The organism is Streptomyces sp. NPDC051172 (assembly GCF_040682555.1).
Lineage (GTDB): Bacteria > Actinomycetota > Actinomycetes > Streptomycetales > Streptomycetaceae > Streptomyces.
The window spans coordinates 67,776-81,699 of the sequence record NZ_JBFBBE010000027.1 but is presented as its reverse complement, the minus strand read 5'-3'; the positions used below and the strand labels follow the sequence as shown (position 1 = coordinate 81,699).

Annotated in this window: 13 protein-coding genes; 8 read left to right on the top strand and 5 right to left on the bottom strand. The window is 69.7% G+C overall.

Annotated features, from left to right (window positions below; all coding sequences use genetic code 11):
• Positions 1 to 13 precede the first annotated feature (13 nt).
• The 4 genes from AB0N07_RS18665 to AB0N07_RS18650 all read right to left on the bottom strand — a co-directional run bounded on the left by AB0N07_RS18665 (position 14) and on the right by AB0N07_RS18650 (position 2,310).
• Positions 14 to 763: a class I SAM-dependent methyltransferase gene (locus tag AB0N07_RS18665; protein WP_365836241.1), complete on the bottom strand. Its 750-nt coding sequence runs from the start codon at positions 761 to 763 to the stop codon at positions 14 to 16.
• 71 nt (positions 764 to 834) lie between these two features.
• Positions 835 to 1,233 carry a DUF6234 family protein gene (locus AB0N07_RS18660; protein ID WP_365836239.1) on the bottom strand — a complete coding sequence of 133 codons (399 nt, stop codon included), beginning with the start codon at positions 1,231 to 1,233 and terminating at the stop codon, positions 835 to 837.
• 47 nt (positions 1,234 to 1,280) lie between these two features.
• The gene (locus AB0N07_RS18655; RefSeq protein ID WP_365836237.1) at positions 1,281 to 1,496 is read right to left on the bottom strand and encodes a DUF397 domain-containing protein; all 216 of its coding nucleotides are present in this window, start codon (positions 1,494 to 1,496) and stop codon (positions 1,281 to 1,283) included.
• Positions 1,456 to 2,310: a helix-turn-helix transcriptional regulator gene (locus AB0N07_RS18650; RefSeq protein ID WP_365836235.1), complete on the bottom strand. Its 855-nt coding sequence runs from the start codon at positions 2,308 to 2,310 to the stop codon at positions 1,456 to 1,458. Before AB0N07_RS18650 ends, AB0N07_RS18655 begins: the two co-directional genes overlap by 41 nt.
• A 109-nt stretch (positions 2,311 to 2,419) precedes the next feature.
• Here AB0N07_RS18650 and AB0N07_RS18645 point away from each other — a divergent pair, with 109 nt between their 5' ends.
• On the top strand, positions 2,420 to 3,214 hold the full coding sequence (locus AB0N07_RS18645; protein ID WP_365836233.1) for a TIGR03084 family metal-binding protein: 795 nt from the start codon (positions 2,420 to 2,422) through the stop codon (positions 3,212 to 3,214).
• Positions 3,211 to 4,899, top strand: a complete 1,689-nt coding sequence (locus AB0N07_RS18640) for an acyclic terpene utilization AtuA family protein (protein ID WP_365836231.1) — start codon at positions 3,211 to 3,213, stop codon at positions 4,897 to 4,899. The genes AB0N07_RS18645 and AB0N07_RS18640 overlap by 4 nt, the downstream gene beginning before the upstream one ends.
• A 35-nt stretch (positions 4,900 to 4,934) precedes the next feature.
• Here AB0N07_RS18640 and AB0N07_RS18635 read toward each other — a convergent pair whose 3' ends face one another.
• On the bottom strand, positions 4,935 to 6,083 hold the full coding sequence (locus AB0N07_RS18635) for a transposase (RefSeq protein ID WP_365836228.1): 1,149 nt from the start codon (positions 6,081 to 6,083) through the stop codon (positions 4,935 to 4,937).
• Positions 6,084 to 6,306: 223 nt separating this feature from the next.
• Here AB0N07_RS18635 and AB0N07_RS18630 point away from each other — a divergent pair, with 223 nt between their 5' ends.
• From AB0N07_RS18630 to AB0N07_RS18605, 6 genes are all read left to right on the top strand, one after another.
• The gene (locus tag AB0N07_RS18630) at positions 6,307 to 7,905 is read left to right on the top strand and encodes a carboxyl transferase domain-containing protein (RefSeq protein WP_365836226.1); all 1,599 of its coding nucleotides are present in this window, start codon (positions 6,307 to 6,309) and stop codon (positions 7,903 to 7,905) included.
• A 5-nt stretch (positions 7,906 to 7,910) separates the two neighbouring features.
• Positions 7,911 to 9,761, top strand: a complete 1,851-nt coding sequence (locus tag AB0N07_RS18625) for a biotin carboxylase N-terminal domain-containing protein (RefSeq protein ID WP_365836224.1) — start codon at positions 7,911 to 7,913, stop codon at positions 9,759 to 9,761.
• 84 nt (positions 9,762 to 9,845) lie between these two features.
• Positions 9,846 to 10,976: an acyl-CoA dehydrogenase family protein gene (locus tag AB0N07_RS18620; protein WP_365836222.1), complete on the top strand. Its 1,131-nt coding sequence runs from the start codon at positions 9,846 to 9,848 to the stop codon at positions 10,974 to 10,976.
• 26 nt (positions 10,977 to 11,002) lie between these two features.
• Entirely contained in the window at positions 11,003 to 12,580 is a 1,578-nt protein-coding gene (locus tag AB0N07_RS18615) for a 4-coumarate--CoA ligase family protein (RefSeq protein ID WP_365836220.1), read from the top strand.
• Positions 12,577 to 13,311, top strand: a complete 735-nt coding sequence (locus AB0N07_RS18610) for an enoyl-CoA hydratase family protein (protein ID WP_365836218.1) — start codon at positions 12,577 to 12,579, stop codon at positions 13,309 to 13,311. The genes AB0N07_RS18615 and AB0N07_RS18610 overlap by 4 nt, the downstream gene beginning before the upstream one ends.
• Positions 13,299 to 13,919, top strand: a complete 621-nt coding sequence (locus AB0N07_RS18605) for a TetR/AcrR family transcriptional regulator (protein ID WP_365836216.1) — start codon at positions 13,299 to 13,301, stop codon at positions 13,917 to 13,919. The genes AB0N07_RS18610 and AB0N07_RS18605 overlap by 13 nt, the downstream gene beginning before the upstream one ends.
• Positions 13,920 to 13,924: the final 5 nt, after the last annotated feature.

Sequence of the window (13,924 nt, the reverse complement as noted above, 5' to 3'; positions counted from 1 at the left end):
GTGCCGGTTGCGCTCAGTCTGCGGGCTTCTCCCAGACCGACACATGCTGCCGGCTGTCGCTGGTGAAGGGTTCGCGGGTCCAGCCGTCCCACCGGTCGCGCAGCCGCATCCCGGCCAGCCGGGCCATGAGGTCGAGCTCCGAGGGCCAGACGTAGCGGAAGGGGACGGCGAGATACGAACCGTGGCCCTCGCCGTCGATCCGCACGTGGTGCGAGCTCATCGACTGGGTGGCGACGTCGTACAGATCGAAGCCGAGCCGTCCGTCCTCCACCCGGAACGGCACGGCGTTCTGCCCGGGCGGCAGCCGGCGCAGATCGGGGACGCCCACCTCGATCACGAAGTGGCCGCCGGGTTCCAGATGCTCGGCGACATTGCGGAAGCAGTCGACCTGGGCGTCCTGCGAGGTCAGGTTGTTGATCGTGTTGAAGACGAGGTACGCCAGCGAGAACCGGCCCTCGGCCTTGGCCGTCGCGAAGTCCCCGATCGTCACACCGATCGAGTCACCCCCGGGCTTGGCCCGCATCCGCTCGACCATCGCCCGGGACATGTCGATGCCGTGCACGTCCACACCGCGCCGCGCGAGCGGCAGAGCGATACGTCCCGTCCCGATGCCGAGTTCGAGAGCGCGCCCGTTCCCGCTCCCGGCAAGCTCCGCCAGCAGGTCGACCGCCGGATCCAGTGTGTCCGCCGCGAACATCTCCGCCGTCGACTCGTCGTATCCCGCCGCGACGGATTCCCCGAAGTAACCGTCCTCATCGATCACCCGGGGACCGTACTGCGGGGGTGGTGGGCGGCGCGCCTCAATTTCAGCGGTTCGTGTTCAGCAGGGCGCGTTCAGCAGTTCGCGCTGTAACGGACGCAACCGGATGGCGGGGAGTGGTCGTGGTTCCACTCCTGCCGCGCGGCCGTCAGCGCTCCACCGGCCAGGAGGGCCACCAGCAGGTGCGTGACCACGGTCCAGCGGGCACGGAAGACTCCCGCGGCGACCGCCAGGACGAGTACGGCGATCAGCAGTTCCCGTAACCGTTCCATGTGCGCGAGGCCGGCCGCGTCGATCTCTGCCCGGTCGCCCTGCGCCGCCCATACCGCCAGGCCGTAGCCGTATGTCCAGTCCAGCACGAGCCACCCGGTCTCCAGCAGGAACAGGGGGATCGCGAGGGCGAGATCCACGCCCAGCCGCGTTCTGCGCGACCAGGGCCACCGGCGGCCCGGGCGTACGAGGGTGTCGGTCATGGGTGCAGCGTGCCGCGCCGGGCGGTGGCGCGCATGAGCACCCGTACTCAGCCGCGAGGATTCTCGACGGCACCCCGGAGGAAGGCGGAGAAGGCGGCCGGGCTGAGCGTGAGGACCCCTGCCGGGGGGTTCTTGGAGTCGCGGACGGCTATGAGGGCTGTGTGGGGGGCGAGGTCGGCGACCTCCACGCAGTCACCTCCGGTGTCGCCGCTGTACGACGACTTACGCCACCGTGCTCCGGTCAGGTCCTGATGGTTCTGCATACCGTTCCTCCCGTACACCGGCGATCAGCGCTGCCGAGTCCTCGACCGAGAGGGCCGCGGCCTGAAGATGATCGTAACGGGCCGAACCTTCCTTGAAAGCTTCCGTGTTGGCCGTCATGTGCCCCTGGATGAAGTCCTCCGTGTAGACGATGTCCGGGTCGTTCGCGAAGCGCAGGAGGTTGAACGAGCCCAGCAACCCCGTGTGCGCGCCCGCCTCGAACGGCAGCACCTGGATGTGCAGCCACTTGCGTTTCTGCATGGTCAGCAGATGCGTCAGTTGCTCCTGCATGACCTCCCGGCCACCGACCTCCTGATGCAGCACCGCCTCGCTCAACACCACCCACATCACGGGCGGTTCGTCCCGGTCCAGGATGCGCTGCCGATCCAGCCTCGCCGCCACCTTGGCATCGAGGTCGCCGTCCTCGCGGGCCCCGAGGAGCGCCCGCGCGTACGCCGAGGTCTGCAGCAGCCCGTACACCACCTGAGCCTGGAACGCGGAGATGTACGCCGCCTTCGCCTCCATCTCCGCATACGGCTGAAACCAACTCGGCAACTGGTTGCGCAGAACCAGCCCCACCAACCGCGAAAACGTCCCGTCCGTCCCCAGCGCCGCATCCAACCGCTCGGAGAACTCCCGCGTCGGCACCCTCAGCGTCGTCTCGACCTGGCCGATCAGCGACCCCGTGCAGAACACGATCGAACCGAGCGCCTGTTGGGTCAGCCCCGCTGTCTCCCGGGCACGCCGTAGCTCGAAGCCGTAGTAGTTCAGCGGCGACGCGCTGGGATCAAGTTCGCGGATGTGCACTGCGACCATCTCCCTTCACCGAGAGTAGCCAAACGAACGCGTACGGATCCCCGCCTGTGGAAAACAAATTAATGCAAGCACGCTTGCTTGTTTCTGGTGGCGCTGCCATGCTCGCCCCATGGCTGACCCGACGCCCGTGATCGACGATCTCTGCGCGGAGAGCGAGGAACTCGACCTGCTCGTGGCCGAGTTGAGTCCGGAGCAGTGGGCGCTCGCGACCCCGGCGCCAGGCTGGACCGTCGCCCACCAGATCGCGCATCTCGCCTGGACCGACCACTCCTCCGTGCTGGCCGTGACCGACCAGGAGGCCTTCGCCCGCGAGGTCGAGAAGGCGCTGGCCGAGCCCGGGGACTTCGTGGACAACGGCGCGGAGGAGGGGGCGGGGAAGCCGCCGCATCAGTTGCTCGCGGACTGGCGGGCCGGGCGCAGGGCGCTGGCCGACGCGCTGCGGGCCGCACCCGACGGAGCCCGCTTCCCCTGGTACGGCCCGCCCATGTCCACCGCCTCCATGGCCACCGCCCGCCTCATGGAGACCTGGGCGCACGCCGGGGACGTGGCGGACGCGCTGGGCGTGGCACGCACCCCCACCGACCGGCTCCGGCACATCGTCCGCCTCGGCGTCCGCACCCGCGACTTCGCCTTCGGCGTGCACGGACTGACTCCGCCGTTCGAGGAGTTCCGTGTCGAACTGACGGCGCCTTCCGGCGAGTTGTGGTTCTACGGCCCCGAGGACGCCACGGACCGCGTCACCGGCCCCGCCCTCGACTTCTGCCTCCTGGTCACCCAGCGGGCCCACCGCACCGACCTCGCCCTGCACGCAGAGGGCTCCGACGCCGACCGCTGGCTGGACATCGCCCAGGCATTCGCCGGCCCACCGGGTGACGGACGCCCGCCGAAGGGCGGCGCCGCATGACGGCCCTCCGCATCGGCAACGCCTCCGGCTTCTACGGCGACCGTTTCGACGCCATGCGCGAGATGCTCACCGGCGGTGAGCTGGACGTGCTGACCGGCGACTATCTCGCCGAACTGACCATGCTGATCCTGGGCCGCGACCGCCTGAAGGACCCCGCGGCCGGATACGCCCGCACCTTCCTGCGCCAGCTGGAGGAGTGCCTCGGCCTCGCTCACGAGCGCGGAGTGCGGATCGTCGCCAATGCCGGTGGTCTCAATCCCGCCGGACTCGCCGACGCCGTACGGCAGTTGGCCGACCGGCTCGGCAGTCCCGTCCGCGTCGCGCATGTCGAAGGCGATGACCTCAAGGACCGCTACCCGGACAGCCTCGCCGCCCACGCCTACCTCGGGGGCTTCGGCATCGCGGCCTGCCTCCGGGAGGGCGCGGACGTGGTCGTCACCGGGCGCGTGACGGACGCGGCGCTGGTCACCGGGCCCGCCGCCGCGCACTTCGGGTGGGGGCCCGGGGCGTACGACCGGCTCGCGGGAGCCGTCGTCGCCGGGCATGTACTGGAGTGCGGGACGCAGGCCACCGGGGGCAACTACGCCTTCTTCACCGAACGCGCGGGTGACCTCCGGCGCCCCGGCTTCCCCCTCGCCGAGATCAACGAGGACGGCAGCTGCGTCATCACCAAGCACCCCGGCACCGGCGGTTTCGTCGACGTCGGCACGGTCACCGCGCAACTGCTGTACGAGACGGCCGGCGCCCGGTACGCGGGGCCGGACGTGACGGCCCGCCTGGACACGATCCGCCTCACCCAGGACGGCCCCGACCGCGTCCGGGTCGAGGGCGTGGGCGGCGAGGCCCCGCCGCCCACCCTCAAGGTCGGCCTCAACCGCCTCGGCGGCTTCCGCAACGAGGTCGCCTTCGTCCTCACCGGCCTCGACATCGAGGCCAAGGCCGCGCTGGTGCGGGGGCAGATGGAGACCGCCTTCGCGGAGGCCAAGTCCACACCGGCAGAGGTCAGTTGGGACCTCGTACGCACCGATGCCCCCGACGCCCCGACCGAGGAGACGGCGAGCGCGCTGCTCCGGCTCGTCGTACGGGACCCGGACGAGCGGCTCGTCGGGCGGGCGCTGAGCGGAGCCGCCGTAGAACTGGCACTGGCCAGCTACCCCGGCTTCCATGTGCTGGCGCCACCTGGGAAGGGCGCGCCTTATGGGGTCTTCGAGGATGTGTACGTGCCCCATGGTGACGTCGACCATGTCGCGGTCCTCCACGACGGGCGCCGGGTTCCGGTGGCCCCGGCACACGACATCCTCGTACTCGAAGACCTCCCGAGCCCCGAGTTGCCCGAACCGCTCCCGGGCGGGCCCGCACGGCGCGCCCCGCTCGGCCTCGTCGCCGGTGCCCGCAGCGGGGACAAGGGCGGGAACGCCAACGTGGGCGTGTGGGTGCGGACGGACGAGGCGTGGCGGTGGCTCGTCCACGAGCTGACGGCGGACCGTTTCCGCGAGCTGCTCCCGGAGAGCCGCGACCTGCCCGTCACCCGGCACGTCCTGCCGAACCTGCGCGCCCTCAACTTCGTCGTCGAGGGCATCCTCGGCGCGGGCGTCGCCTCCCAGCACCGTTTCGACCCGCAGGCCAAGGCCCTCGGCGAATGGCTGCGCTCCCGCCACCTGGACATCCCGGAGGCCCTCCTTTGACTGCTTCCCCCGAAAATTCCAGGGAAATTCCTGGCTCAGGCCGCCTCTTGGAGCGGCGCCCCAAGAGGTCTTACGCCCTCGACACCAGCCGGGGCCAGACCAGCCCGGACCAGCATCACGCGGGCGGAGTTCTTGTCCCTGGGGGAGACGGCTCCGCACGCGGTGCAGGTGTAGGTACGTTCGGACAACGGCAGTGCGTGCTTGGTTCTCGCTCCGCACGATGCGCAGTCCCTGGTGGTGTGCGAGGGGTGCACCAGGCGGACGTCCCGCCCGTGCTTGCGGCCCATCTCCAGCAGCGCCTGCTTGGTGGCGCCGATGGCAGCGTCTGCAGCCTTGCGTGCCATCGATGTCTTGGAGAGGAACCTGGGCTTGAAGTCCTCCACAGCGATGACGTCATGGTCCCGCACGGCCCGCTTCGCCCACTTGCGGGCGGCGTCCTGTCGCTGGCGGGCGATCTTCTGGCAGGTCTTCGCCCGCCACTTCTTCGCTTCCTTGTAGCCCCTCGACGACGCCTGCCCCTTGGCGGGTTTGCGGCGGGCCATCATCCGGTCATAGCGCGACAGCTTCGCTTTGGTCTTTCGGCCGTATTCGGGGTGGGGGAGGTCGTGGGCGTCGCTGGTGGTCGTCGCGATCTCCCTTACGCCCCAGTCCACACCAAGCGCCTGACCGGTCTTTGGCATCGGTTCGACCGGGGCGGTGACGACGAACGAGGCGTACCAACCACCCACGCCGTCCCGGTATACCCGCACCGACGACGGGTCGCAGGGCAGCTTCCGCGACCACACCACGGTCAGGACGATCCCGCCTGCCAGATGCAACCGCCCGCCCTTGAGCCGAAACCCTCGCCGCGTGTAGTTGAGACTCGGATCAGCCTCGCCCTTCTTCTTGTAGCCGGGCATGCCCGCCCGCAGCCTCAAGGGCAGCCGGTCCTTGAGGTCCTTCAGTGCTTTCGCACGGGACTTGCCGAAATCGCGAATCAGTTGCTGCTGCGGAACCGAAGCCCCCTGGGCCAGCCACGGTGTGAGCGCGCGGGCCTCAGTCAGCATCCGATCCAGCCTGGCCGGACCGCACTCCTCGCCCTCCGCATGTGCCTTCTTGGAGCGGGCCACGCACTCGTTCCACAGCCACCGACACCGACCCCGCTCGACGATCAGCGCTGCACGGGCAGTGGCCGACAGCCGCAACCGGTACGTGTGTACCGAATTTGCCTCGCCCCAACCACTTGTTCCGCCACTGCTCCGTCACCTCCACCCTGACATTCGGCCCCGCCCAGCTGGATCACTCGGCCTTCTTGATTGGACCGTACGTGCGACCACCGCACATCCGTACCGCGATTCCACAGTTGTCACCCGAACAGGCGAACCACTGCAGGCGGGTTCGCCCTGCCGGGTCCCGTGGAGGCAGCCGATGACGACTCTTTCCTCCAGCTTGGACGTCACAAGCGGCGACTACCGCGCCCACCGCGAGGCCATGCTCAACAAGCTCGCCGACCTCGACGCAGAGCACGCCAAGGCCCTCGCGGGCGGCGGCGAGAAGTACGTCGAACGGCACCGGAAGCGCGGCAAACTGCTCGCCCGCGAGCGCATCGAACTGCTCCTCGACCCGGACACGCCCTTCCTGGAACTGTCACCGCTCGCCGCCTGGGGCAGCGAGTACGCGGTGGGCGCCTCGCTCGTCACCGGCATCGGCGTGGTGGCGGGCGTGGAGTGCCTGATCACCGCCAATGACCCGACCGTGCGCGGCGGCGCCAGCAACCCCTGGTCGCTGAAGAAGGCTCTGCGCGCCAACGACATCGCACTCGCCAACCGCCTCCCCTGCATCAGCCTGGTGGAGTCGGGCGGCGCCGATCTGCCCTCCCAGAAGGAGATCTTCATCCCCGGTGGTGCCATCTTCCGGGACCTGACGAGGCTGTCGGCGGCCGGGATCCCCACCGTCGCCGTCGTCTTCGGGAACTCGACCGCCGGAGGCGCGTACATCCCCGGCATGTCCGACCACGTGATCATGGTCAAGGAACGCGCCAAGGTCTTCCTCGGCGGTCCGCCCCTGGTCAAGATGGCGACCGGCGAGGAGAGCGACGACGAGTCGCTGGGCGGCGCCGAGATGCACGCGCGCGTGTCGGGTCTCGCCGACTACTTCGCCGTCGACGAGCCGGACGCGCTGCGCCAGGCCCGCCGGGTGGTCGCCCGCCTCAACCACCGCAAGGCGTACGACGATCCCGGACCGGCCGAACCCCCCAAGTACCCGGCCGAGGAACTCCTGGGCATCGTCCCGGGGGACCTGAAGATCCCCTTCGACCCGCGCGAGGTCATCGCCCGGATCGTCGACGCCTCCGACTTCGACGAGTTCAAACCGCTGTACGGGACGAGCCTGACGACGGGCTGGGCCACGCTCCACGGCTATCCCGTGGGGGTGCTGGCGAACGCCCAAGGGGTGCTCTTCAGCGAGGAGTCCCAGAAGGCCGCCCAGTTCATCCAGCTGGCCAACCAGCGCGACATCCCGCTCCTCTTCCTCCACAACACCACCGGCTACATGGTCGGCAAGGAGTACGAGCAGGGCGGCATCATCAAGCACGGCGCGATGATGATCAACGCGGTCTCCAACTCGAAGGTGCCCCATCTGTCGGTCCTGATGGGCGCCTCCTACGGTGCCGGTCACTACGGCATGTGCGGCCGTGCCTACGACCCCCGCTTCCTCTTCGCCTGGCCCAGCGCCAAGTCCGCCGTCATGGGCCCGCAGCAGCTCGCCGGCGTCCTGTCCATCGTCGCCCGGCAGTCGGCGGCCACGAAGGGGCAGCCGTACGACGAGGACGGCGACACCGCCCTGCGTGCCATGGTGGAGCAGCAGATCGAGTCCGAGTCGCTCCCGATGTTCCTGTCCGGGCGGCTCTACGACGACGGCGTCATCGACCCCCGCGACACCCGCACGGTCCTGGGCCTGTGCCTGTCGGCCATCCACACCGCGCCGTACGAGGGTGCGCGCGGCGGCTTCGGCGTATTCCGGATGTGAGGCTCATGATCAGTTCTGTCCTGGTGGCGAACCGCGGCGAGATCGCCTGCCGTATCTTCCGCACCTGCCGTGAGTTGGGAATCCGGACGGTCGCGGTGCACTCCGACGCCGACGAAAACGCGCTCCACGCGCGCGTGGCCGACACAGCGGTACGGCTGCCCGGCGCGGCGCCCGCGGAGACGTACCTGCGCGGCGACCTGATCGTGAAGGCCGCCGTCGCCTCCGGCGCGGACGCCGTCCACCCCGGCTACGGCTTCCTCTCCGAGAACGCCGACTTCGCACGCGCCGTCATCGACGCCGGCCTGACCTGGATCGGACCGCCCCCCGAGGCGATCGAGGCGATGGCCTCCAAGACACGCGCCAAGGACCTCATGGGCATCGCGTCCCTGGAACAAGGGCGGATCACCGAGGCCGACCTGCCCGTCCTGGTGAAGGCGGCCGCGGGCGGCGGAGGACGCGGCATGCGCATCGTGCGCCGCCTGGAGGACCTCGACGCCGCCCTGGAGGGCGCACGGGCCGAGGCCGCGAGCGCCTTCGGCGACGGCGAGGTCTTCGTCGAGCCGTACCTGGAGCACGGCCGCCACGTCGAGGTCCAGGTCCTCGCGGACACCCACGGCACGATCTGGACCCTCGGCACCCGCGACTGCTCCCTCCAGCGCCGCCACCAGAAGGTCATCGAGGAGGCCCCGGCACCCGGCCTCTCGGACAGCCTCACGGAGGACCTGTACGCGCTGTCGACACAGGCCGTGTGCGCCGTCGCCTACGAGGGTGCCGGCACCGTCGAGTTCCTGGTCGCCGACGGCCGCGCCCACTTCCTGGAGATGAACACCCGCCTCCAGGTCGAACACCCCGTCACGGAGGCGGTCTTCGGCATCGACCTGGTGGCCCTGCAGATCCGCGTCGCCGAAGGCCACCGCCTGGAAGACAACCCTCCACGCGCGCGTGGCCACGCGATCGAGGCCCGCCTCTACGCCGAGGACCCGGCAAACGACTGGACCCCGCAGACCGGCACCCTGCACCGCCTGACCGCCCCCGAAGGCATCCGCCTGGACACCGGCTACGGCGACGGAGACGACATCGGCGTCCACTACGACCCCATGCTCGCCAAGGCCGTCGCCCACGCCCCCACCCGCGCGGAGGCCGTCCGCAGACTGGCGGGCGCCCTGGAGCGCACCACGATCCACGGCCCCACCACCAACCGTGACCTCCTCGTCCGCTCCCTGCGCCACCAGCAGTTCACCTCGGCCGCCATGGACACGGCCTTCTACGACCACCACCTCCCCGAACTGACCACCCCGCCCCCCGACCCGTACGCCCCCCTGGCCGCCGCCCTCGCCGACGCCCAGTCCCACCCCTCCCGCTTCGGCGGCTTCCGCAACCTCCCCTCCCAACCCCAGACCAGGCGCTACGCGACAGCAGGCGAGGAACACGAGGTCCACTACCGCCACACACGGGCGGGCCTGGAGGCGGACGGGGTACGGGTCGTACACGCGGACGCGCGTCTTGTCGTACTCGAAGTGGACGGCGTACAGCAGAAGTTCGAGGTGGCACGGTACGGCGACGACGTGTACGTGAACGCCACCCACCTGACCGCCCTCCCCCGCTTCCCCGACCCGACGGCCCAACACGCCCCGGGCTCCCTGCTGGCCCCCATGCCGGGCACGGTCGTGAAGATCGCCGAGGGCCTGACCACAGGAGCGCCCGTACGGGCCGGAGAGCCCCTTCTGTGGCTGGAGGCGATGAAGATGCAACACAAGATCACAGCCCCGGTCACAGGCATCCTGACGGCTTTGCACGTAGTACCTGGCCGGCAAGTGACGGTCGGCTCATTGCTGGCAGTGGTGGAGGAGCCGTAAGAGGGCGCGGGGCCGTATCGATATGCGGCTACCGCCGCTTGAGCGTGACCAGCCACATACAACCCGCACCCCGAAGGAGTCGAGATGGCCCACATCGAATCCGAAGAACAAAAAGCCCTCCGCTCAGCAGTCGCTGCCCTGGGCAAACGCCACGGTCGCGACTTCGACCGCGAGGCACTCTGGTCCGAAGCGGCCAAGCTCGGCTACCTAGGCGTAAACCTGCCGGAGGCATACGGCGGCGGAGGCGGTGGCATAGCCGAACTCTCCATCGTCCTGGAGGAACTGGGAGCCGCAGGCTGTCCCCTGCTCATGATGGTCGTATCCCCGGCGATCTGCGGCACAGTGATCGCCCGCTTCGGAACCGACGCCCAGAAACAGGAATGGCTCCCCGCCCTGGCGGACGGCACCCGAACCATGGCCTTCGGCATCACCGAACCCGACGCCGGCTCGAACAGCCACCGCATCACCACCACGGCCCGCCGCGACGGACTCGACTGGCTCCTCACCGGCCGCAAGGTCTTCATCTCAGGCGTCGACATCGCCGACGCCACCCTCATAGTCGGCCGAACCGAAGACGCCCGCACCGGAAACCTCAAGCCCTGCCTCTTCATCGTCCCGCGGGACGCCCCAGGCTTCACCCGCCAACAGATCGACATGGAACTCCACGCCGCGGAGAAGCAGTTCGAGCTGACCCTCGATGACGTACGCCTCCCCGCCGACGCCCTCGTGGGCGACGAGGACGCAGGCCTCCTCCAGCTCTTCGCCGGCCTCAACCCCGAACGCATCATGACCGCCGCCTTCGCCATCGGCATGGGCCGCTACGCACTCGCACAGGCGATCACCTACGCCCGCGACCGCACCGTCTGGAAGACCCCCATCGGCGCCCACCAGGCCATCGCCCACCCCCTCGCCCAGGCGCACATCGACCTCGAACTCGCCCGCCTGATGATGCAGAAAGCGGCACACCTGTACGACGCCGGAGACGACGTCGGCGCAGGTGAGGCCGCCAACATGGCGAAATACGCGGCCGGAGAAGCCTGCGTCAAAGCCGTCGACCAGGCCGTCCACACCCTCGGCGGAAACGGCCTCACCCGCGAATTCGGACTCGCCTCGTTGATAACTGCCGCGCGCGTGGCTCGTATTGCTCCGGTGAGCCGGGAGATGATTCTCAACTACGTCTCCCACCAGACTCTGGGCCTTCCCAAGTCGTACTAGACCGTCGTGGCCGCCTTGGAGGAACCGTGTTCCGCAGCGAGTACGCAGACGTCCCGCCCGTAGAACTCCCCATCCACGAAGCAGTTCTGGGCCGGGCCGCCGAGTACGGTGACGCGCCCGCCCTCATCGACGGAACCGACGGCACCACCCTCACGTACGACCAACTGGACCGCTTCCACCGGCGCCTCGCGGCCGCCCTCGCCGAGGCCGGCGTACGCAAGGGCGACGTCCTCGCCCTGCACAGCCCCAACACCGTCGCCTTCCCGACCGCCTTCTACGCGGCCACGCGCGCGGGAGCCTCCGTCACCACCGTGCACCCCCTGGCCACCGCCGAGGAGTTCGCCAAACAGCTGAAGGACTCGGCGGCCCGCTGGATCGTCACTGTGTCACCCCTGCTGGAAACGGCACGCAGAGCCGCCGAAATCGCCGGCGGCGTCGAGGAGATCTTCGTCTGCGACAGCGCACCCGGACACCGCTCGCTGATCGACATGCTGGCCTGCGCCGCGCCCGAGCCGGAGGTCGACATCGACCCCGCACAAGACGTCGCCGCACTGCCGTACTCCTCGGGCACCACCGGCACCCCCAAGGGCGTCATGCTCACGCACCGCCAGATCGCCACCAACCTCGCCCAACTCGAACCCGTCATGCCCACCGGCCCCGGCGAACGCATCCTCGCCGTCCTGCCCTTCTTCCACATCTACGGCCTGACGGCCCTCATGAACGCACCCCTCAGGCAGGGCGCCACGGTCGTCGTCCTCCCCCGCTTCGAACTCGAAACCTTCCTCGCAGCCATCCAGAACCACCGCATCACCAGCCTGTTCGTCGCCCCGCCCATCGTCCTGGCCCTCGCCAAACACCCCCTGGTCGCCCAGTACGACCTCTCGTCCCTGAAGCACGTCATCAGCGCCGCCGCCCCCCTGGACGCCCAACTCGCCGCCGCCTGCTCCCAGCGGCTCGGCCTGCCACCCGTCGGCCAGGCCTACGGCATGACGGAGCTCTCACCAGGCACCCACGTCGTCCCCCTCGACGCCATGCACGACGCACCCCCCGGCACCGTCGGCAAACTCATCGCAGGCACCGAGATGCGCATCGTCTCCCTCGACGACCCCGACAAGGACCTCGGCGCCGGCGAGTCCGGCGAGATCCTCATCCGCGGCCCCCAGATCATGAAGGGCTACCTCGGCCGCCCCGACGCCACCGCCGCAATGATCGACCCGGACGGCTGGCTGCACACCGGAGACGTCGGCCACGTCGACAACGGCGGCTGGCTGTTCGTCGTCGACCGCGTCAAGGAACTCATCAAATACAAGGGCTTCCAGGTGGCCCCCGCCGAACTCGAAGCCCTCCTCCTCACCCACCCGGGCATCACCGACGCCGCCGTCATCGGCGCCTACAACGACGACAACAACGAAGTCCCGCACGCCTTCGTCGTCCGCCGGCCCACCGCCACCGACCTCTCCGAAGGACAGGTCATGATGTACGTCGCCGAACGCGTCGCCCCCTACAAACGCGTCCGCCAGGTCACCTTCGTCGACAGCATCCCGAGGGCCGCCTCCGGCAAGATCCTCCGCCGCGAACTACGGGAACTGCAGGAGCGCACATGACGTTGATCGGACGTACCCGCGCGCGTGGCATCGAGACCCTCAGCCTCGACTCCCCGGCCAACCGCAACGCACTCTCCGCAGCACTCGTCGGCGAACTGGCCGACGCACTGACCGACTGCGCCAAGGACACCGACGTACGCGCGATCGTCCTCACCCACACCGGCAACACGTTCTGCGCGGGCGCCGACCTCCGCGACCCGCCGGCCCCCGACGCACTCGTCCGGCTGCTGAGGCAGATCGTCGAACTGCGCAAACCGGTCCTGGCCCGCGTGACAGGCCACGTACGCGCAGGCGGCCTCGGCCTGCTGGCCGCCTGCGACATCGCCGCCGCCTCGACACAGTCCACCTTCGCCTTCACCGAGGTACGCATCGGAGTGGCCCCCGCGGTCATCTCCCTGCCGCTGCTGCCGCGCACCGACCCCCGAGCCCTCGCCCGCTACTACCTCACCGGCGAACCCTTCGAGGCACCCGAGGCAGCCCGCATCGGCCTGCTGACCGCCACCGGCGACGACGTGGACGCCGTACTGGAACCCATCCTGGACGGACTGCGCCGAGCCGCCCCCCAGGGCCTGGCCGAGACGAAAGCGCTGCTCACAGCTAAGGTGCTCGAAACATTCGACCGGGACGCGGCCGACCTCACCGCACTCTCGGCCCGGCTGTTCGCCTCCCCGCAGGCCCGCGAGGGGATGACGGCCTTCCTGGAACGACGGGATCCCACATGGGTGCTGTGACCACCGACAACAGCGTCGACCGCGCCGACCGCGTACCCAAACAGGACCGCAGCCGAGCCACCCGGCAACGCCTCCTGGAAGCCGCCGTGGCCTGCCTCGCCGAACACGGCTGGGCAGGCTCCACGGTCTCCGTCGTAGCCGAACGCGCCGGCGTCTCCCGCGGCGCCGCCCAACACCACTTCCCCACCCGCGAAGACCTCTTCACCGCAGCAGTCGAATACGTGGCCGAGGAACGCTCCACGGCCCTCCGCGCCCTGTTCCCACAGGGAGCGGCAGGCGACCGCCGGGCGGTCGTGTCGGCCCTCGTCGACCTCTACACCGGTCCGCTCTTCCGGGCGGCACTGCACTTGTGGGTCGCCGCCTCCAACGAGGAACCGCTCCGTCCACGCGTCACCGAACTCGAAGCCCGCGTCGGCCGCGAAACCCACCGCATCGCCGTCGACCTCCTGGACGCCGACGAATCCCGCCCGGGCGTCCGCGAAACCGTCCAGGGCCTCCTGGACATGGCCCGCGGACTGGGCCTCGCCAACCTCCTCACGGACGACACCGGACGCCGGGAACGAGTCGTTGCGCAGTGGGCTGCACTGCTGGACAAGGCGCTGGACTGAACTCC

Coding starts and splice junctions, on each gene's coding strand:
- AB0N07_RS18660 (WP_365836239.1), bottom strand. CDS start 1,233: ATGACCGACACCCTCGTACGCCCGGGCCGCCGGTGGCCCTGGTCGCGC.
- AB0N07_RS18655 (WP_365836237.1), bottom strand. CDS start 1,496: ATGCAGAACCATCAGGACCTGACCGGAGCACGGTGGCGTAAGTCGTCG.
- AB0N07_RS18650 (WP_365836235.1), bottom strand. CDS start 2,310: ATGGTCGCAGTGCACATCCGCGAACTTGATCCCAGCGCGTCGCCGCTG.
- AB0N07_RS18645 (WP_365836233.1), top strand. CDS start 2,420: ATGGCTGACCCGACGCCCGTGATCGACGATCTCTGCGCGGAGAGCGAG.
- AB0N07_RS18640 (WP_365836231.1), top strand. CDS start 3,211: ATGACGGCCCTCCGCATCGGCAACGCCTCCGGCTTCTACGGCGACCGT.
- AB0N07_RS18630 (WP_365836226.1), top strand. CDS start 6,307: ATGACGACTCTTTCCTCCAGCTTGGACGTCACAAGCGGCGACTACCGC.
- AB0N07_RS18625 (WP_365836224.1), top strand. CDS start 7,911: ATGATCAGTTCTGTCCTGGTGGCGAACCGCGGCGAGATCGCCTGCCGT.
- AB0N07_RS18620 (WP_365836222.1), top strand. CDS start 9,846: ATGGCCCACATCGAATCCGAAGAACAAAAAGCCCTCCGCTCAGCAGTC.
- AB0N07_RS18610 (WP_365836218.1), top strand. CDS start 12,577: ATGACGTTGATCGGACGTACCCGCGCGCGTGGCATCGAGACCCTCAGC.
- AB0N07_RS18605 (WP_365836216.1), top strand. CDS start 13,299: ATGGGTGCTGTGACCACCGACAACAGCGTCGACCGCGCCGACCGCGTA.